Origin of the sequence: Mesorhizobium sp. B2-4-17 (assembly GCF_006441275.1) — a bacterium.
Taxonomy (GTDB): Bacteria; Pseudomonadota; Alphaproteobacteria; order Rhizobiales; family Rhizobiaceae; genus Mesorhizobium.
In genome coordinates this window covers 41,326-60,242 of sequence record NZ_VFUX01000007.1, presented here as the reverse complement: position 1 = coordinate 60,242, position 18,917 = coordinate 41,326, and the positions used below count along the sequence as shown (strand labels likewise).

The window sequence follows — 18,917 nt, the reverse complement described above, 5'->3', positions numbered from 1 at the left end:
GTTCGGGCATCGTCTCCGGCGAAGACCGGAACCCATTTTTCGGGATCATGCTCCGGCTACGAAAAATCGTTTTCAGGATACGTTTCCTAAAGGGTTTGCTGCCAGTCTCGGAAACAAATCCGACGTCAAAAAACAGGGACACCGATGCAAACTCCGTTTGGCACCGGTCAGGCAAACAGGGAGAGCACGGATCTGGCCTTCACCGATCCGTTGACCGGGCTTGGCAACCATCGCCGCTTCTTCGACAAGGTCGATCGCCTGATCAGCGACCGTGCCGACGATCCCGCACCCTTCACCGTCGGCATCCTCGACCTCGACGGCTTCAAGCCGATCAACGATCTGTTCGGCCACAAGGCCGGTGACGATATCCTGATCCAGGTCGCCATGCGGCTGCGCGCCTCGATGGATGGCCATTCGACGGTCTGCCGTATCGGCGCCGACGAATTCGCCTTCCTCTATCCGCTGGTGTTCAGCGAGGAAGCGGCGGCGGAAAAATCCCGCATGCTGATCGAGATCCTGTCGGCGCCCTATGATGTCGGCGAACGCACCGCCAGGCTCTCGGCCTCGGTCGGCTGCTCGCTGTTCTATTCCGGCGACGAGACCACGGAGATCCTCATCAACAAGGCCGAAACGGCGCTCTACCACGCCAAGCGTTCCGGTCGTGGCCGCGTCGTCGTCTATACGCGCGAGATGGAAGAAGCGGCCAAGCGCGTCACCCGCATCGAACAGGCGCTGCGCCGTGCCGTCTCGGCCGGCGAGGTGGAACCGCACTTCCAGCCGATCGTCGATCTCAACACGCGCCGCACCATCGGCTTCGAGACGCTGGCGCGCTGGACCGATCGCGATCTCGGCACGGTGCCGCCAACCGTGTTCATTCCGATCGCCGAAGAGCGCGGCATCATCGGCCCGCTGTCGCAGCTGGTGCTGCGCAAGGCGACCGAGGCGGCGAGAAGCTGGCCGAACGACCTCTTCCTGTCGTTCAACCTGTCGCCCTCGCAGCTCGTCGACCAGAACACCGGCCTGCATATATTGGCGATCCTCGACCGCACCGGCTTCGATCCGCGCCGGCTGGAGATCGAGATCACGGAGACCGGCCTGATGAACGACCCGGCCTCGGCCGAGAAGATCGTCGACGATCTGCGTCGCGTCGGCATTCGCGTCTCGCTCGACGATTTCGGCACCGGCCAGTCCTCGCTCGGGCGCCTGCGCGAATTCCATTTCGACAAGCTCAAGATCGACCGCGCCTTCGTCTCTTCCATTCTCGAAGACCGCCCGTCCGAACACATCATCCGCGCCATTCTGGCCATGTGCGAAGGGCTTGGCATGGATGTGGTTGCCGAAGGCATCGAAGAGGAAGCGCAGGCCGACCGCCTGGTCCAGTTCGGCTGCGCTGGCGGGCAGGGTTATCTGTTCGGTAAACCGGCCGATGCCGACGCCACGCTCGGCTATCTCCGCGATTCCTTCCGCGGCGCCCTGCGCGCCAAGGCGATCTGACCTGCGATCCCGGCGCTGTCCACCGTCACGGCTTTGCGTCCGGCGCGGCGCATTGTCGTTTTGTCTGACATAAGCACGGAAATCCGACGTTTCGCCCTTGCCCGCGCGACTTGCGTGGCTAGGATGCGCGCCATTCTGGCTACGGTGCCGCGCATCTTTCAGGACGCGCAAAGAAGGCTGTAGAATTTTATTTGCGCATGATCCATTTCCGGAAATCGATCCGATTTTCGGGATCATGCGCGCGGAGAGAAAGATATGATGCCATCGGCGCATTTTCCCGACCTCGAAGGAGCCTCGGTGCTGATCACCGGCGGCGGGTCCGGGATAGGCGCCGCCCTGACCGAGGGGTTTGTGCGCCAGGGCGCCAACGTCGCCTTCATCGACATCGCCGACAAGCCCAGCACCGCGCTTGCCGACCGCATCGAGAAGGAACTCGGCCGGCGGCCGCTTTATCTCAAGACCGATCTGCGCGATATCGCAGCGCTGCGCGCTGCCGTGGCGACGGCCGCCGAGGCGCATGGCGATGTCACCGTGCTGATCAACAATGCCGCATGGGACGAGCGCCACGATATCGCGGACGTCACCGTCGAGTTCTGGGACAACAATCTCGCGATCAATCTGCGGCCGCATTTCTTTACCGCGCAAGCGGTGGCGCCGGGGATGAAGCGGGCCGGTGGCGGTTCGATCATCAACTTCACCTCGACATCCTACCTCATCAACCACCCCGACATGCCGGCCTACACCGCCGCCAAGGCGGGTATCCTCGGCCTCACCAAGGGCCTGGCCGGCAAGCTCGGGCCCGACCGCATCCGCGTCAACGCCGTTGCGCCCGGCTGGGTGATCACCGAACGGCAGCGGGAACGCTGGGTGACGGAAGACGCGCTTGCCGCCCATGTCGCCAAGCAGTGCATCAAGGACGTCATGCGGCCGGACGACATGATCGGCACGGTGCTGTTCCTGGCGTCGGACGCTTCGCGCATGCTGACGGCGCAAATGTTGATCGTCGACGGAGGCTTCCTGTGAGCGCGATTCCGGCGGTAGCGGCGCTCGATTGGGGCACGACCAGGCTTCGGGCATGGCTGATCGACGGCAGCGGCAAGGTGCTTGCCGAGCGGCGCGGCGATGACGGCCTCCTCACCGCGCGCGAGAAAGGCTTCTCCAACGTGCTCGAAGGCCATCTTGGTGCCATGGGCGCGCCGGAAACGCTGCCGGTCATCATCTGCGGCATGGCTGGCTCCCGCCAGGGCTGGCTCGAGGCGCCCTATGTCGCCGTGCCGGCGCCGATCGGTGCGATCCTCGGTGGCGCGGCCAGGGTGCCCGATCAGAAACGCGATATCCGCATCGTTCCAGGCCTTGCCCAGCGTCTGGCCGACGCGCCGGACGTCATGCGCGGTGAGGAAACACAGCTTGCCGGCGCCGGTTTGCCGGCAAAGGGGCGGCATCTCGCCTGCATGCCCGGCACGCACTCGAAATGGGTCGTCGTCGAGGATGGCGCGGTTGCCGGCTTCGGCACATGGCCGACGGGCGAATTGTTTTCGGTGCTGGCCGCGCATTCGATCCTCAAACATTCGCTGGGCGAGCATCCCGCACCGGTCGCGGCGGACAACCCATTCTTCCGGCAATGGTGCGATCAGGCGCTTGGCGAGGGCGGCGACGTCACTTCGAAGCTGTTTGCCATCCGTGCCGCCGGGCTCCTGCAGGACTTGAAGTCGCAGGATGCGGCGGCCTGTCTGTCCGGACTCTTGATCGGCGGCGAGATCGCCTCGGCCAGACGCCGCTATGGCACCGGCGACGCGCCGGTCGTGCTGATCGCTTCCGGCGCACTGGCGAGGCTCTACCAGGCCGCACTTGGCCTTGCCGGACTTGACCTTCACACCGTCGACGCGGACGAGGCGGTGCGTGCAGGGCTCATCGAAGCCGCGCGCGAGAACGGCATGATCGGAGGCGCCCAATGACACAGGCCGCACCTTTCCCGAAGCTGAAGCGAGGCCTTGTCGCGATCCTGCGCGGCTTAAGGCCCACCGAGGCGATCGCCATGGGGCAGGCGCTGTTCGACGCCGGCATCGAAGCCATCGAAGTACCGCTGAATTCGCCTGAGCCATTTGCCTCGATCGCAAGCATCGTCGAGGCGCTGCCGAAATCAGCCCTTGTCGGCGCCGGCACGGTGCTGACGTCCGGTGATGTGAACGGCCTGCACAAGGCCGGCGGGCGGCTTCTGGTCAGCCCCAACATCGATGCCGAGGTGATGGCGCGCGCGATGCATCATGGCATGGTGACCATGCCCGGCGTGTTCACGCCCACCGAGGCCTTCCAGGCGATCCGGCTGGGCGCTTCGGCGCTGAAATTCTTCCCCGCCAGCGTGCTCGGGGCATCAGGCATTTCCGCGATCCGGGCCGTGCTGCCGGCGCAGATCCTGGTCGGCGCCGTCGGCGGCGTTTCGGAAAAGGATTTTGCCGGCTACAAGGCGGTCGGCGTCACGGTCTTCGGCCTCGGCTCCAGCCTGTTCAAGCCGGGCATGAGTGTCGATGAGGTGGCGATACGCGCCCACGCCGCCGTATCGGCCTGGGATGCGGTGTTCGGAGACGCATGATGAGCGAGGTTTCGGTTTTCTCCGATCATATCTGCCAACTCGGCGAAGGGCCGAGCTACGATCCCGCCACCGACGCGCTGTTCTGGTTCGATATCGTTAACGGCCTGCTTCTGGAAAAGTCCATGGCCGGCGGCGCGCTGAAGATCCATGAACTTGGCCAGATGGCGAGCGCCATCGCCATCATCGACGACAAGCGGCAGCTGATCGCCACCGAAACCGGGCTTTTTGTCCGCGAGGTCGCGACCGGCAGGATGACGCTGCATACGCCGATCGAGGCCGACAATCCGCTCACCCGTTCCAACGATTCCCGTGTCCATCCCTGCGGTGCGCTGTGGACCGGAACGATGGGCAAGAAGGAGGAAAAGGGCGCTGGTTCGATCTACTGGTTCTTCAAGGGCGAGCTGCGCCGCCTGTTTTCGGACATCACCGTGTCGAACTCGATCTGTTTTTCGCCGGACGGTGCGCTCGCCTACTACACCGATACCTCGACCGGCCTGTTGATGCGTATCGCCTGCGATCCGGCGACCGGCCTGCCTGCCGGCGAACCGAAAGTGTTTGTCGATCATCGCTCGGCCAAGGGCTATGTCGACGGATCGGTGGTCGACCGCGACGGCGTGCTGTGGAACGCCGTCTGGGGCGGCAAGGCGGTCAAGGCCTATTCACCCGACGGCACGCTGCTGCGCGAGGTGGCAATGCCGGTGACGCAGCCCTCCTGCCCGGCCTTTGTCGGCAAGAACGCCGATCGGCTGGCGGTCACTTCCGCCTGGTCGGGCAAGGATGAGAAACAGCGGCAGCTCGATCCGCAGGCGGGCATGACCTTCCTGCTCGACATTTCCGTTAGCGGTCGGTTCGAGCCGCGCGTGCTGATCGCCTGAACAGGCCCATCGATCCGCGCCCCTCATATCCTCCCCGCGGTGCTGTCACCCAGGCGTCCGGCTTGGGTCGGTTTCGCGAAAGCTGTTTGCGTCGGCCGTGCGATGGTAGGCGATCACAGCGCCGGGAATCACTCACCTCATGTCGAGCCACAAGCCAAAGCTGATCCTTGTCTACGAGCCGGAAAAGGCTTGCTTCGATCGCCTGGTCGCCGACGGTTTCGCACCGCAGCGCGCCACCGAAATTTCGTCCTATCTGGCGCAGTCGACAGACCTCGCCCCCGAATTCGATGCGCTGGCCGCCGCCTGCGGGGCGCGCGGCCTGTCCTTTGCGCCAGTGGCACTGGACGATGCCGCCGAGGCCCTTGACGGCGAGGATGCGCTGAACACGCTGGTCTGGACGCTGTCCGACGGCATCGCCTATTTTCGCGGCGGCGCCGCGCCCGCGCTGGCCCGGCTCAAGGGGCTGCGGACGGTCGGCGCCGATGATTCGCTATTCGCGCTCTGCCAGGACAAGTTCCGCTCCGGTGCCGTGCTTGGCGCGCTCGGCCTGCCGGTGCCGCAGGCCGGTCTTGCCCGGGATGGCAAATGGCTGGTCGAGCCGCCGGCTTCCGCCGCCGGCTGGTTCGTCAAGCCCAACCGGCTCGGCGCCAAGATCGGCATCTGGCCGGATTCGCGTGCGACTGATCTCGGCCACGCGCTGGAGCTCAGCCGGCGGGTCTTCGCCGCCTATCGCGACGATGTCGTCGTCCAGCCCTATGTCGCCGGCCGCAACGTGCGCGCCAGCTTCCTCGGGCTGGCACCCGAAACCGGCATCGAGGCGCTCGGCATCGCCTTTGTCGATTCAGGCGCGGATTTCCAGACCATGGCGGACAGCCTGGCGCTCTATGGTGAAACCGGCGAGGCGGCGAAGGCGGCCGGAAATTATGTCGAACCGGAACTCGTTGCGGTTGCCGATGCCCAGCCAGCCGCCGACGCCAGCATCAGGGCGATCGCCAACCAACTGATCAGCGGGCTCGGCCTGCGCGACGTGTTTTCCGTCGATCTGCGTGTCGAAGCCGACGACACCGTTCATCTGATCGAATTCGAGGTCTGCCCCGGCCTGCCCTGCTTTGATTTCCGCGCCTACTGCCGCTTGCAATGGGGGCTGAGCCTGGCCGATGCGATGGCCGAGACCGCGGCGAACAGGCTGGCCGGCAGGGAAGGTCGCGTCGCAACGGGCTGACGGCCCGGTGAAAAATCGCCGGGCTTTTGACGCGCTTCGGCTGGCTGCGCCTGCCTGACGCTTTCGGCGCGCCTTACTATCGGCGCAGCGTCCTCGACGAAAACGCGAATTGCGTCAGGACAAGAGAGGGAGCAGTTCGACGTTTCCGTGAAACGACTAAGCGCTCCAACGCCTCAGATGCCTTCGACCAGCACAATCTCGCCATCGGCGACCTTTTGGCGAATGCCGACGGCGCGCTGATATTCGGGCGAGTGATAGCAGTCATGCGCGACCGCAAGCGACTCGAATTCGATGATGACGTTGCGCCCGCGACCAGGCCCTTCGGCATTTTCATGCGCGCCGCCGCGCGCCAGGAATTTCGCGCCGAAGCGGTCGAAGGCCAGCTTCGATGCGGCGACATAATCCTTGTAGCCTTCGGCGTCGCGCACATCGACACGAGCGATCCAGTATCCCTTGGGCATGCTTTTTCTCCGGGTTTGTATCGGGGGCGTCAGGCCGAGCGCATTTCATCGAGGATGGCTTCGGCCGCTTCGCGTTTGTTCACCGCGGCGACGATCGGCCGGCCGACAACGAGGTGGCTGGAGCCGTTCCGGATCGCCTGACCCGGGGTCACCACCCGCTTCTGGTCGCCATGGTCGCTGCCCACAGGCCGGATGCCGGGCGTCACCACAGCCATGTCGGGCCCGACGATGCGGCGCACCGCTTCGGCCTCAGCGGCCGAGCAGACGATGCCGCCCATGCCGGCATGCAGCGCCTGTTCCGAGCGCCTGAGCACGAGCGTGTGCGGATCATACTCATAGCCGACGTCGATCATGTCCTGCTCGTCCATCGAGGTCAGCACGCTGACGGCGAGCAGGCAGAGGTCGCTGCCCCTGGCCGCTTCCACCGCCGCCTGCATCGCCTTTGGATAGGCATGGATGGTCAGCATGGTCATGCCCATCCTGACGATGTTCTCGACCCCCTTGGCCACCGTATGGTCGATGTCGAGCAGCTTCATGTCGAGGAAGACTTTCGTTCCGCCACTGGCCAGTTCCCTGGCGAAGTCGAGGCCGCCGGCGAAGGCCAGCTGATAGCCGATCTTGTAGAAGGAGACGATGCCGTCGAGCTCGCGCACCGCCTGCTCGGCTTCTTTCACGGTTAGCACGTCGAGGCCGACGATCAACCGGTCCTGCATCGTCGTGGCAATCACGCCTCGATCCGCGTGGCCAGCATGCGCGAGATTTCGATCAGCGTGCGGCATAAATGCTCCATCGATTTGTGCAGTCTTTCATCACGGAAATGGCCGTCCTCGCCGAAGGCGTCGCCGCCGTCGGGCACCGAGCATTCCGGTGTCACCACTTCCATCTGGCAGCGCACCAGCACGGCGCGCAGATGGTTGATACAGCGTATGCCGGCAAAATGGCCGTTGGAGGACGAGCAGAGGCCGGCGACCTTGCCGGCAAGCGGCCTGACCGATCGGCCGCCATCCCGGCGCACGCGGCTCACCCAGTCGATCGTGTTCTTGAGCAGCGGCGGGATCGAGCCGTTATATTCCGGCGTGGCGATCAGCAATCCGTCATGGGCGGTGATCAGCCGCGCAAGCTTGCGGGCGTTTTCCGGGACGCCGTTCTCCTTTTCCAGATCCTCGTCGAGGATCGGCAAGGAATAATCGGCAAGCGAAATGCGGGTGACCTCGGCGCCCTGCACCGCAAGTTCCTTCTGCGCCAGGTCGGCGGTCCTGCCGCTATAGGCGCCGCTGCGCACCGAGCCGGCGAAGACGAGGATTTTCGGGATCACTGCCATTGGCCACCCTTGTTCCGGGACTGGTACAGCCGGAGCCCGCGCAAATCAACGCGCCAGAGCCATAAAACATTCGCGATCGGCCGAGGCCTTTCCAACTCGTCATCCCTGGGCGAAGCAGGAGCGAAGCTCCGTGGCGGAGACCCCGGGATCCATTCCGCGACCTTGGCCGTGGAGTGCGGCGGAGCAGAATTCTGCACCGCGGCAGCGCACGGAAGCCACGGCGTGGATCCTCGGGTCTGCGCTGCGTCGCTATGCTCCTTGCTCCGCCCGTGGATGACGAAGTGACGGACGTTTAAGCCAATCGCAGTTATGCGATCTGCAACCAGCTCTGCGCCGAAACTAATGCGCTTCGCGCCGGTAGATCCACAGCTGCGTCGGCGGGATGTTGCGGATGATGAAGTCGAAATGCTTGACCGTGTAGTCACCACGCCCGGCCGGGATCGGCGACATCGGACCATAGGTCAGTTGCACGATCGGCCGTCCGACCGGGATGCGGTCGAGCAGGCTCTCGATATAGGCGATGCGCTGGGCGACCGGGAAGTTGAGCAGCGGCACGCCCGAAACGACGGAATCGAAGACCATCCCGCTTTTCTCGCCGAGCGTGGCGTTGAGGTTGAAGGCATCGCCCTCGATGACGTTGACGCCGGGATAGAGCCGGCGCAGGTGGCGCACGAAATCGGCGGAATATTCGACCGCGTAAAGGTTTTCGGGCCGCACCCCCTGCGCCAGGATGGCGCGGGTGATGACGCCTGTGCCGGGGCCGACCTCGAGCACCGGCAGGCCGGACCTGGGATTGACGATAGAGGCCATCTTGCGGGCGGTGATCGAGCTGGTCGGAACGATCGAGCCGACCGTCTTCGGCTTGTCGATCCAGCCCTTGAAGAATTTGAGTTCGTCGTCGAACTTTTCGGCAAGCGCCTTCCGCAGTCCGTGACTACGCGTCATGCAAGCTCTCCTCAGCGCTCCCCTTGAACCTACTTAACACCTGGTTGACGCAAGGCAAGGCGCGGCCATGCCGATGTCGTGGATAAGATAGATTTTGTCGCGCCTCAAAATGCGCGGTTTCTAGCGGCATCCTCGCGCTTCCGCCCAATGCAGAAGCCGGGCGGTGCTCAATGCTCGCCAAAGGATTCGAAGAAATCCTTCATGCGGGCGAAGAACCCGCTCGATTGAGGCGAATTGTCCTTCGATGAGAGTTGCTCGAACTCCTCCAGCAGTTCACGCTGGCGACGGGTGAGGTTCTGTGGCGTCTCGACCGCGGTCTGGATGTAGAGGTCGCCGACATTGGGCTGGCGCAGCACCGGCATGCCTTTGCCCTTGAGCCGGAACTGGCGTCCGTTCTGCGTGCCTTCCGTAACCTTCACCTTGGTCTGCGTGCCATCAAGCGTGGTGACCTCGAAGGAGCCGCCAAGGGCGGCGGTGGTCATCGAGATCGGCACCTTGCAGTACAGGTCGGCGCCGTCGCGCTGGAAGAATTCGTGCGGCTTCACCGCCAGGAAGATGTAGAGATCGCCGGACGGGCCGCCGCGCAGGCCGGCCTCGCCCTCATTGGCAAGCCGGATGCGGGTGCCGTCCTCGATGCCGGCCGGAATGTTGACCGACAGCGACCGCTCCTCGGTGACGCGGCCCTGGCCGGCGCATTTCGGGCACGGATCCTTGATGGTCTGGCCGCGGCCCTGGCACTGCGGGCAGGTCCGCTCGATCGAGAAGAAGCCTTGCGTGGCGCGTACCTTGCCGTGGCCATTACACATCGAGCAGGTGACGGGCTGGGTGCCTGGCTTGGCGCCGCTGCCCGAGCATTCCGAGCAGGAGATCGAGGCCGGCACGCGGATTTGCGCGGTCTTGCCGGAAAACGCTTCTTCCAGGGTGATTTCCATGTTGTAGCGCAGGTCGGCGCCGCGCTCGCGGCCGCCCGAAGAGCGGCGCTGACGCCCGCCCATCATGTCGCCGAAAATATCCTCGAAGATGTCGGCGAAGCCGCCGGCGCCAAAGCCATGCGCGCCACCGTTCATGCCGCCCTGCTCGAAGGCGGCGTGGCCGAACCGGTCGTAGGCCGCGCGCTTCTGCGGGTCCTTCAGCGTCTCGTAGGCTTCGTTGATTTCCTTGAACTTGTGCTCGCAGGCATGATCGCCGGGATTGCGGTCGGGATGGAACTGCATGGCGAGTTTGCGAAAAGCGCTCTTCAGCTCCTTCTCGTCGGCGCCCTTTTGCACGCCCAGCGTTTCGTAGAAATCAGCTTTCATTTTTTCCCGCAGTCCGGATGCTCAACGTCTTGATGCATGTTGTTGCGTCGTTTGCCGGCACGTTGCCTCGATTTAGGAGCGGTGCTGCCCGGATGCTAGAGCCGGCGCGATTCCGTCGGTATTTTTCTGTGATTTTTCTGCAAGGGGTTGCAAAAAAGCCCGGCTTTGCGCCGGGCTCCCTACAGCGCCGCGAGTCCTCTCGGACGCGCAAAGGACGCTGTAGCACCTTTGAATGAGCGCATGACCCATTCCAGAATCGACATCGATTTTGGGGTCATGCGCATCATCTTGCCGTCAGGCCGTTCAGGCCGACTTCTTCTTGTCGTCGTCTTCGTCGATTTCCTCGAAATCGGCATCGACCACGTCGGAATCCTTGGAGGCGTCCGCCTTGGCATCGGCTTCCGCCGCTTCCTTCTGCGAGGCCTCGTACATGGCCTGGCCAAGCTTCATCGAAGCTTCGGCAAGGGTCTGGCTCTTGGCCTCGATGTCGGCCGGGTCGTCGCCTTCGGCGGCGGTCTTCAAGGCCGCGATCGCATCGGCAATCGCCGTGCGCTCGGCCTCCGAAACCTTGTCGCCATATTCCTTCAGCGACTTCTCGGACGAGTGCACCAGCGCCTCGGCCTGGTTGCGGGCCTCGACCACGGCGCGACGCTTCTTGTCGGTCTCGGCATTGGCCTCGGCGTCCTTGACCATCTTCTCGATGTCGGCGTCCGACAGACCACCCGAAGCCTGGATGCGGATCTGGTGCTCCTTGCCGGTGCCCTTGTCCTTGGCCGAGACGTTGACGATGCCGTTGGCGTCGATGTCGAAGGTGACCTCGATCTGCGGTACCCCGCGCGGCGCCGGCGGAATGCCGACCAGGTCGAACTGGCCAAGCGCCTTGTTGTCGGCGGCCATTTCACGCTCACCCTGGAAGACACGAATGGTCACGGCCGACTGAGAATCCTCAGCGGTCGAGAACACCTGGCTCTTCTTGGTCGGGATCGTCGTGTTGCGCTCGATCAGGCGGGTGAACACGCCACCCAGCGTCTCGATGCCGAGCGACAGCGGCGTCACGTCGAGCAGCAGCACGTCCTTGACGTCGCCCTGCAGCACGCCGGCCTGGATGGCGGCACCCAGAGCGACGACCTCATCGGGGTTGACGCCCTTGTGCGGCTCCTTGCCGAAGAACTGCTTCACGATCTCCTGGATCTTGGGCATGCGCGTCATGCCGCCGACCAGGACCACCTCGTCGATCTCGCCAGCCTTGAGGCCGGCATCCTTGAGCGCCGCCTTGCAGGGGTCGATGGTGCGCTGGACGAGGTCTTCGACCAGGCTTTCGAACTTGGCGCGCGTCAGCTTCAGCGTCAGGTGCTTCGGCCCGGTCGCGTCGGCGGTGATGAAGGGCAGGTTGATTTCGGTCTGCGTCGTCGACGACAACTCGATCTTGGCCTTTTCAGCCGCTTCCTTGAGGCGCTGCAGGGCGAGCTTGTCGGCCCTCAGGTCGATGCCCTGTTCCTTCTTGAATTCGGCCGCCAGATACTCGACCAGGCGCATGTCGAAGTCTTCACCGCCGAGGAAGGTGTCGCCATTGGTCGACTTCACCTCGAACACGCCGTCGCCGATTTCGAGCACCGAAATGTCGAACGTGCCGCCGCCAAGGTCATAGACGGCAATGGTCTTGCCATCCTTCTTGTCGAGGCCGTAGGCGAGCGCTGCCGCGGTCGGCTCGTTGATGATGCGCAGCACTTCAAGGCCGGCGATCTTGCCGGCATCCTTGGTCGCCTGGCGCTGGGCGTCGTTGAAATAGGCCGGAACGGTGATGACCGCCTTCTCGACCTTCTCGCCGAGATAGGCTTCCGCCGTTTCCTTCATCTTCTGCAGGATCATGGCCGAGATCTGCGAGGGCGACTGCTTCTTGCCGCCGGCCTCGACCCAGGCATCGCCATTGTCGCCCTTGACGATCTTGTAGGGGACAAGCTTCTTGTCCTTCTCCGTCACCGGATCGTCATAGCGGCGGCCGATCAGGCGCTTGACCGCGAAGATGGTGTTCTCAGGATTGGTGACCGCCTGGCGCTTGGCCGGCTGGCCGACGAGACGTTCGCCGTCGCTCGAGATGGCGACGATCGAAGGCGTCGTGCGCGCGCCTTCCGCATTCTCGATCACTTTCGGCTCCTTGCCGTCCATGATGGCGATGCACGAGTTGGTGGTGCCGAGATCGATACCGATTACTTTTGCCATTTTTCTAGTCTCTCCGCTAAGCAGGCTTTCAGGACCCGTAAGGCGTTCCGACGAAAGCCCCTGTTCAAAAGAAATCCCGTTCGGCAACCGGTATTCCGGCGCCGGACGGCTTGGCGCGTATATAAGAACAGCCAGCATCGGGCGCAAGCATTCTGCGCAAGCCTTCCATGAACCTTTCCACTCCGGCCTGCGACTGACGTCCAGGTGCCGCATGGCGCGGCTCGGAAAGGAAGCCCAATGACCAGCAATCCAGAGGCTCCAAGGTCTCCGGGAACAACAGGAACTCGGCGCGGCCACCGCCTTCGGGACGGGGTCGACGCGCTGGGCTTTCGGCTGATTCCGTTGACCCTGCACGGGAGCAGGCGTATCGTGGAAATGAGGAAAGCAGACAATTTGATCAGGGAAGAACGTGCCGGAACGCCGCGCCTTGCCCTGGTTTGCGCGGCAACGCCGGATGTTTCTCCCGTGGCTAACGGGGGTAGCGCCATGTCTCGCGTCCGCGGCACGCTCGTGTCCTCTCTGAACAGCGGCGTGCGCGGTGCGGCGCGTGTTGGCGGCGGATTGCTGGCGCTGGCATTCACCGCCAGCCTGTGGCTTGGCGGCGCCCAGGCGCAGGACAGCCAGACCCGGATCATTTATCCCGGCTCGATGGCGGTCACCGGATTTTCCGGCACCATCATCCCCAATCTCGACTCTCCCGATTCCGAAAGCGGGGGCTTGCCGCCCGGCGTCGATCCCGTGGATGAAACCTTCATCGACACCACCCAAGCCACCTTGCGCGTGTTCGACGTCTCCCATCTTGGCGGGCCGGCTTCCGGTCAGCTCGTCTTCACGCCGCCGCCTTTCGAGGTGACAGCGGGCCAGATCGGCCAGGTGTTCGGCCTCACCTACGACGACGGTATGCGCGATGGCGTTCCGTCGGGCATTCCCAACCTCTACGCCGCCGCCACCTCGCTGCAAGGCGTCGCGATCGTCACGCCGGACGCCGACAAGGACGGCAGGCCGGAGCGGCAGCGCCGCGGCAAGGCCGGCGCCACTTTCATGGACGGCCAGTTCGGCACCGAAAACGGTGGCGGACCGGGCACCATCTGGAAGATCGACGGCATCACCGGCCAGGTCTCCAAATTCGCCGAGATCGACACCAACAGCGGTCCCGGTATCGGCAACCTCACCTTCGATCCCAATCACCGTCAGTTCTTCGCTTCGGACCTCGATACCGGCCTGATCCATCGCATCGACGCCAATGGCAAGCTGATCGACACGTTCGACCATGGCGTCGCCGGTCGCCCGGCGCATGGTCTGGCTCCGGTCGCCGACGATGGCGCGGTGATGGACATACAGGGCGCGGCCTTTGACACCGAAGACCCCGAGACCTGGGGCTACACACAGGACGGGCGCCGCGTCTGGGCCGTCTCCTATCATGGCGGCCGGCTCTACTATTCGGTCGGCGAAAAGGCCGAGATCTGGTCGGTGGGCATTGCCCGCGACGGCACCTTCGCCGACGACCCGCGCTGGGAACTGACGGTCAAGGCCGACAAGGACTATGCCGTCACCGACATCGCCTTCGACAACAGCGGCTTCATGTATCTCGCTCAGCGCGGCCCGGTCGAAAACCGTTATGATTACAGCCGCTTCGCCGATTCCGGCAAGGGCGAGGCGATCCGCTACTGGCGCGAAAATCCCGACGATCCGGCGACGGAATCGGCCTGGGTACACGTGCCGCAGGAATATGCCGTCGGCTTCCCGCAGGCCAATCGGCAATCGGCTGGCGGGCTCGACCTGCAGTATGGCTATGACGCCGACGGCAATCTCGACACCTCGGTCTGCACGCAGACGCTGGTCAACACCGGCGACAGATTGCGTGACAATCCAGCACTCGCCGGGCAACTCGCCGCCGGCGGGCCGCTTCCTGTGCATGGCGTGCAGATCACGCCCAAGGACCTGGTCAAGCCGGCGAATGTGCCGCCCTTCGGCTCCTGGTTCGTCGACTTCGACGGCTATTTCGAGGATCCCGAAATGGAAGGCCATGTCGGCGACGTCGCCATCTGGCATCCCTGCGAGGGCCGCGCCGGCTATTATGAAGAAATCCCGGGCGGCTATCTGCCCCCCTTCTACCCGCCGGACTTCCCACCGCCCGGCAATCTGCCTCCCTGTCTCGATGTCGACGATGTGCAGTATTTCTGCACGCCTTCAGGCCTTGAGGCCGATCTCTATCTCCATGACCACGCCGGCTTCGGCGGCGATTCGATCAAGGTCCAATCCAGGACGCCAGGCGTCGGGGTGACCACACCCATATCGCATGCGCCAGGCAGGCCGTACACGATCGACATCACCGGCCACAGTCCGGGCGACAGGGTCGATGTCGGGCTGTGTTTCTACAGGAAGTCCGACAAGGACAAGGGTGGCTACTACCCTTGCTGCAAGATGACCTTGCCGCTGCGCACGCCAGCCATCAGCTGCGAACGTTGAGGAGGGAAAGATGACCATTCTTGCTCCTTCCCCGCTCGCGGCGAATCCTCAAAACACTGTCATGGAGACGATCATGAAACCCCTGTCATATGCCAGGCGCGGTGCGCGCTGGCTGATGGCGGCCGGTATCGCGGTCGCTCTCGCGCCCGCACTGCCGGCTGTCGCCGCCCAGGGCGTCCAGGCCGCCAGCCCGGATGTCCAGCCGCTGCAGTTCGACAACCCGCGCATCATCAATCCTGAACCCGGACGCGTGGTGCCCTTCTTCACCAAGACGGGCGGTCAACGCAGCTGCGACTACGTCTTCTACACCTTGACCTTCGGTCTGCGCGGCGATCCCCAGAGCTTTGCCAACCCGCGCCTCGCGGCCGCGTTGAAGGCGGCAAAACTCGAATTCAAGGACCAGCTTCCGCATGGCCTCTCGATCGTCGACGTGCAGGTCGCCGGCGATGGCACGGACGCCTCCGGCGGGCCCTTGCCGGGTGCCGTCATCAGCAATTCGGCCGGTCCCAACGATACGGCAACGGTTTCCGATTTCCGGATTTCGGCTTCCGATCTCGATGGCTCGGGCGCGCTGAACGAACGCGTCATCACCTTCAGGATCACGGCCAAGATCGACCATGCGGCGTTCCCCGCGCCAACCGTGGTCGACAATCAGGGCCTGATCAAGGTCACGAACGGAACCGGCCCGGGCACCACCATCCCGTCGCAGGATCCGGGAAAGCCGGATGACGGCAACCTGCTGACCGGCGAAAAGACCTCTGTCCGCATCGACGTCACCAAATGCGAACCGCCGCCTCCACCCCCGACCGATCATGAATGCTTCAAGGTCGAGCGCGGCACGGTCGACTGCGTGCCCGGCGGCGGCGCCTTCATCTACCACATGCCGGTCGGCTCCGAGATGGGCGGCAAGTGGATACAGCTTTCGACGACGACGCCAGGCATCGCCATCATCCCCGACACCCAGCAGGTGCCGGCGGGCGGCGGCGTGCTTAACTGGAAGATCGTCGGCGCCTTACCCGGCGAGACCATCCACATCATCGTCACCGGCATCAACACCTATGCCGGGCCGAAGGAGGGCTGGGGGCTCTGCTGCACGCAAACGATCGACGTCGTCATTCCGCCCGATCTCAAATGCCCGCCACGGGACAAGGAGCCGGACCTCAAGGTGGAAAAACATGCCGATGTTCCGCGCTGCACGATGGCCGGCGGCTGCGATTTCACCATCCGGGTCACCAATGTCGGCACCGCGCCCTATAACGGCAAGATCGTGCTCGACGAGGTGACGCTGCCGGCCGGCTCGACGCTGAGTTCAGGGCCCAATCCGCCCTGGGTCTGCGTGCCCGGCGCCACTCCGATGACGTGCACCTATCCGGTGACCACGCTCAATCCGGGCGCTTTTGTCGACCTCACGCTCGGCTTCAAGCCGGCCGCGGGCTGGCAAGGCAGCGTCCTGCGCAACTGCGCGGCCTACAACTACGCGGCCAGCGGCAAGCCGCTGTTCGGCAGCCAGGCCAACGACCGCGGCTGCGCTTCTATCCCGATCTGCCGCCGTGGCGATCGTGACCGCGATTGCCAGCCGCCGGTCGAGAAGAAGGTCGACCTGATCCTGAAGAAGCGTGCCCGCTCCGAAATCTGCACTGCCGATGGCGTCTGCAGCTTCGTCATCGACATCATCAACAATGGCTCCGCTACCTATAACGGGCCGCTGACGGTGATCGACAATTACCCCGGCGGCGCGCCTACATCCTCGACCTTCGGCCCGAGCCCGCCCTGGACTTGCGGTCCGAATGGTCCTGGCCAGTTCCGCTGCGACAACCCCGGCATCTCGCTGCCTCCAGGCGCCTCGACGCCGATCGTCGTCAAGGCGGTGGTGCCGGCCAGCTACCGGTCGGACATGGTCGAGAACTGCGCCGAAGTAAAGCCTATCCCCGGCGAGGCCGATCTCACCAACAACAAGGCTTGCGCCAAGGAACGCATCCGCCGTCCCAACGCTGGCCAGCCTGGCCTGGGCATAACCAAGGTGTGCAGCGGCTCGTTGGCCGGCGCAGCAGTGGTCTCCTGCCGCATCACCGTCAGCAATGCCGGCACGGCTGCCCCCACCGGTCCGGTGCGGGTCAACGACGCCGCGACTTTGGTGTCGGGCGGCGCGCCCGTCCAGATCCAGACCGTCACATCAGATGGCGCGGAATGGGCGTGCGGACCGGTGCCGGCCAACACGCTGTCGTGCCAGCTTCCCGGTGCCGTCATGACGCCCGGAACCTCCAGGCACTTCGACGTGACGGTTTCGGCCAATGGCGAATTCGAGAACTGCGCGCGCGGCTCCTACGGTCCGGCGCAGGGCGACGACGTCGTCTATCCGATCGGCCAGGCCTGCGCCAAGGGCGGCGGCGCTTCGACCATCCGTGTCGAAAAGACCGGCGACCGCGAGTGCCGGCCCGGCCAGCCCTGCTCGTTCGACATCACCATATCGAACGATGGGACGAGCCCCTTCTCGGGTCCGGTCCGCATCGGCGATGCGATCGGCGTGGAAGGGCTTGGCCGGCTGGAAGGCGTTGCGATCACGTCGATCGACCCGCCCTTCGGCTGCTCGCCCGAACCGGCAACCTTGCCCGCCTCCTGCATCGCCAACCTGACGCTCGGCGCCGGCGAAAGCCAGTCGCATCATGTCACCGTGGTCATTCCCGATGACGGGCGTCTGGCCAATCTGCAGGGTAACGTCAACGGCCAGAACTGCGTCGGCGTTCTCTCCCCCGACACACGGGTGCAGGGCGGCGGTGACGTGCTGTCCGGCGACCAGGCCAACCTGCAAGGCGATCGCGGCAAGGCCTATGCGTGCCACCCCTTCACCATCACCCATGAGGTGAAGAACCAGTGCTCGCCAGGCTTTGTCATGAACAATGCCGGCAGGTGCGTCTGCCCCGAAGGCACCACCTTCCGCAACGGCCAGTGCGCCGGCGGCGGCACCAAGCTCCTGCCGCTTCCCGTGCCTCCACCGCCACGCTGCGTGCTGCTCGAAGGCCAGATCCGCACCGAAGACGGACGCTGCGTCTGTCCGCGCGGCACGGAGCTGGAGAATGCCGTCTGCGTCAAGACGAGCAGGCCGGGCTGCACGATACCCGGTTCTGTGCCGACCTCGGACGGCAATGGCTGCTCCTGCCCCGATGGCATGCATCTCGACAGAAAGGCCAATGCCTGCGTCCGCGACAGGCCGAGGCCTGAGCAATGCACCATCCGTGGTCAGATCCACGACGCCGATGGCGATTGCATCTGTCCGCAAGGAACCGAGGTGCGTAGCGGCGGCTGCCGTCCGGTCCGGCCGAAGCCGCAGCAGTGCCGCATCCCCGGCCAGACACGCAATGCCAATGGCGATTGCGTTTGTCCGCAAGGGACCGAGCTGCACAACGGAGCCTGCCGCCCCGTTCGGCCGGAGCCCGACCAGTGCAGCATCCGTGGCCAGGTCCACGACGCCGACGGCAATTGCGTCTGCCCGCGGGGTACCGAGGTGCAAGGCAATGCCTGCCGGCGCAAGCAGCCGCAACTGGAGCAGTGCGATATACGCGGCCAGGTCCACAACAAGCGCGGCGAGTGTGTCTGTCCGCGCGGGAGCGAGGTGATCAATGGCGCATGCCGCAGGCAGCAGGTGGAATGCGCCCCGGGCTCGCAGATGATCAATGGCCAGTGCCAGCCGATCATCAGGCGGCGTTGCCCGGAAGGCGCTATCGGGCGGTATCCGAACTGCCGGCCCATACGTGAGCAGGCTCCCCTGGAGCTCAACCCGGGCCTCCTGCTGCAGCAGGTCCTGCCGAGGCGCGGCCTGCAGACCGACCAGCAACAGGATCCTGCTCCAAACAGGATCCTGAAACTCCAGCAGCAGTAACCGCTGCGCGGCACAGACCAGAAACCCGCCCGAGCAATCTGGCGGGTTTCTTTCCTTATGACCCATGGGTGCGAAAAATGGCTGCAAGACCGCCCTCTGGCCTGTGGCCTGCTGTGCTTGCGCCCTCGACAAGTCACCTGGAGCG

Annotated in this window: 14 protein-coding genes; 8 read left to right on the top strand and 6 right to left on the bottom strand. The window is 64.5% G+C overall.

The genetic code is table 11. The features are described from left to right. The first annotated feature begins 144 nt into the window (after window positions 1-144). The 6 genes from FJ548_RS07570 to FJ548_RS07545 all read left to right on the top strand — a co-directional run bounded on the left by FJ548_RS07570 (window position 145) and on the right by FJ548_RS07545 (window position 6,181). Window positions 145-1,494, top strand: coding sequence for an EAL domain-containing protein (locus tag FJ548_RS07570; RefSeq protein WP_140612604.1), 1,350 nt, complete (start codon window positions 145-147; stop codon window positions 1,492-1,494). A 255-nt stretch (window positions 1,495-1,749) separates the two neighbouring features. Continuing rightward, window positions 1,750-2,517: an SDR family oxidoreductase gene (locus FJ548_RS07565; RefSeq protein WP_140777548.1), complete on the top strand. Its 768-nt coding sequence runs from the start codon at window positions 1,750-1,752 to the stop codon at window positions 2,515-2,517. Next, window positions 2,514-3,449, top strand: coding sequence for a 2-dehydro-3-deoxygalactonokinase (locus FJ548_RS07560; RefSeq protein ID WP_140777547.1), 936 nt, complete (start codon window positions 2,514-2,516; stop codon window positions 3,447-3,449). The genes FJ548_RS07565 and FJ548_RS07560 overlap by 4 nt, the downstream gene beginning before the upstream one ends. Next, complete coding sequence (locus FJ548_RS07555; protein ID WP_140777546.1) at window positions 3,446-4,084, top strand: 2-dehydro-3-deoxy-6-phosphogalactonate aldolase; 639 nt, start codon at window positions 3,446-3,448, stop codon at window positions 4,082-4,084. The genes FJ548_RS07560 and FJ548_RS07555 overlap by 4 nt, the downstream gene beginning before the upstream one ends. Continuing rightward, window positions 4,084-4,959 (top strand): SMP-30/gluconolactonase/LRE family protein, encoded by an 876-nt coding sequence (locus FJ548_RS07550; RefSeq protein WP_140777545.1) that lies wholly within the window; start codon window positions 4,084-4,086, stop codon window positions 4,957-4,959. Before FJ548_RS07555 ends, FJ548_RS07550 begins: the two co-directional genes overlap by 1 nt. 139 nt (window positions 4,960-5,098) lie before the next feature. Continuing rightward, entirely contained in the window at window positions 5,099-6,181 is a 1,083-nt protein-coding gene (locus FJ548_RS07545) for a D-alanine:D-lactate ligase-like protein (RefSeq protein ID WP_140612594.1), read from the top strand. A 173-nt stretch (window positions 6,182-6,354) separates the two neighbouring features. Here the strand turns inward: FJ548_RS07545 and FJ548_RS07540 are convergent, their stop codons facing one another. The 6 genes from FJ548_RS07540 to dnaK form a co-directional block, all read right to left on the bottom strand. Further along, complete coding sequence (locus FJ548_RS07540) at window positions 6,355-6,642, bottom strand: DUF1330 domain-containing protein (protein WP_140612593.1); 288 nt, start codon at window positions 6,640-6,642, stop codon at window positions 6,355-6,357. 29 nt (window positions 6,643-6,671) lie between these two features. Next, on the bottom strand, window positions 6,672-7,355 hold the full coding sequence (pyrF, locus tag FJ548_RS07535) for an orotidine-5'-phosphate decarboxylase (protein ID WP_181165730.1): 684 nt from the start codon (window positions 7,353-7,355) through the stop codon (window positions 6,672-6,674). A gap of 11 nt (window positions 7,356-7,366) precedes the next feature. Next, window positions 7,367-7,963, bottom strand: coding sequence for an NADPH-dependent FMN reductase (locus tag FJ548_RS07530; protein WP_140612589.1), 597 nt, complete (start codon window positions 7,961-7,963; stop codon window positions 7,367-7,369). A gap of 339 nt (window positions 7,964-8,302) precedes the next feature. Then, complete coding sequence (gene pmtA / locus FJ548_RS07525) at window positions 8,303-8,908, bottom strand: phospholipid N-methyltransferase PmtA (protein WP_140612587.1); 606 nt, start codon at window positions 8,906-8,908, stop codon at window positions 8,303-8,305. Window positions 8,909-9,075: 167 nt separating this feature from the next. Continuing rightward, window positions 9,076-10,206, bottom strand: a complete 1,131-nt coding sequence (gene dnaJ, locus FJ548_RS07520) for a molecular chaperone DnaJ (RefSeq protein ID WP_140612585.1) — start codon at window positions 10,204-10,206, stop codon at window positions 9,076-9,078. A 303-nt stretch (window positions 10,207-10,509) separates the two neighbouring features. Further along, window positions 10,510-12,426 carry a molecular chaperone DnaK gene (dnaK, locus tag FJ548_RS07515; RefSeq protein WP_140612583.1) on the bottom strand — a complete coding sequence of 639 codons (1,917 nt, stop codon included), beginning with the start codon at window positions 12,424-12,426 and terminating at the stop codon, window positions 10,510-10,512. 486 nt (window positions 12,427-12,912) lie between these two features. Here dnaK and FJ548_RS07510 point away from each other — a divergent pair, with 486 nt between their 5' ends. Together FJ548_RS07510 and FJ548_RS07505 are read left to right on the top strand one after the other, a co-directional pair. Next, the gene (locus FJ548_RS07510) at window positions 12,913-14,895 is read left to right on the top strand and encodes a hypothetical protein (RefSeq protein ID WP_140612581.1); all 1,983 of its coding nucleotides are present in this window, start codon (window positions 12,913-12,915) and stop codon (window positions 14,893-14,895) included. A gap of 10 nt (window positions 14,896-14,905) precedes the next feature. After that, window positions 14,906-18,772, top strand: coding sequence for a hypothetical protein (locus FJ548_RS07505; RefSeq protein ID WP_140777544.1), 3,867 nt, complete (start codon window positions 14,906-14,908; stop codon window positions 18,770-18,772). Window positions 18,773-18,917: the final 145 nt, after the last annotated feature.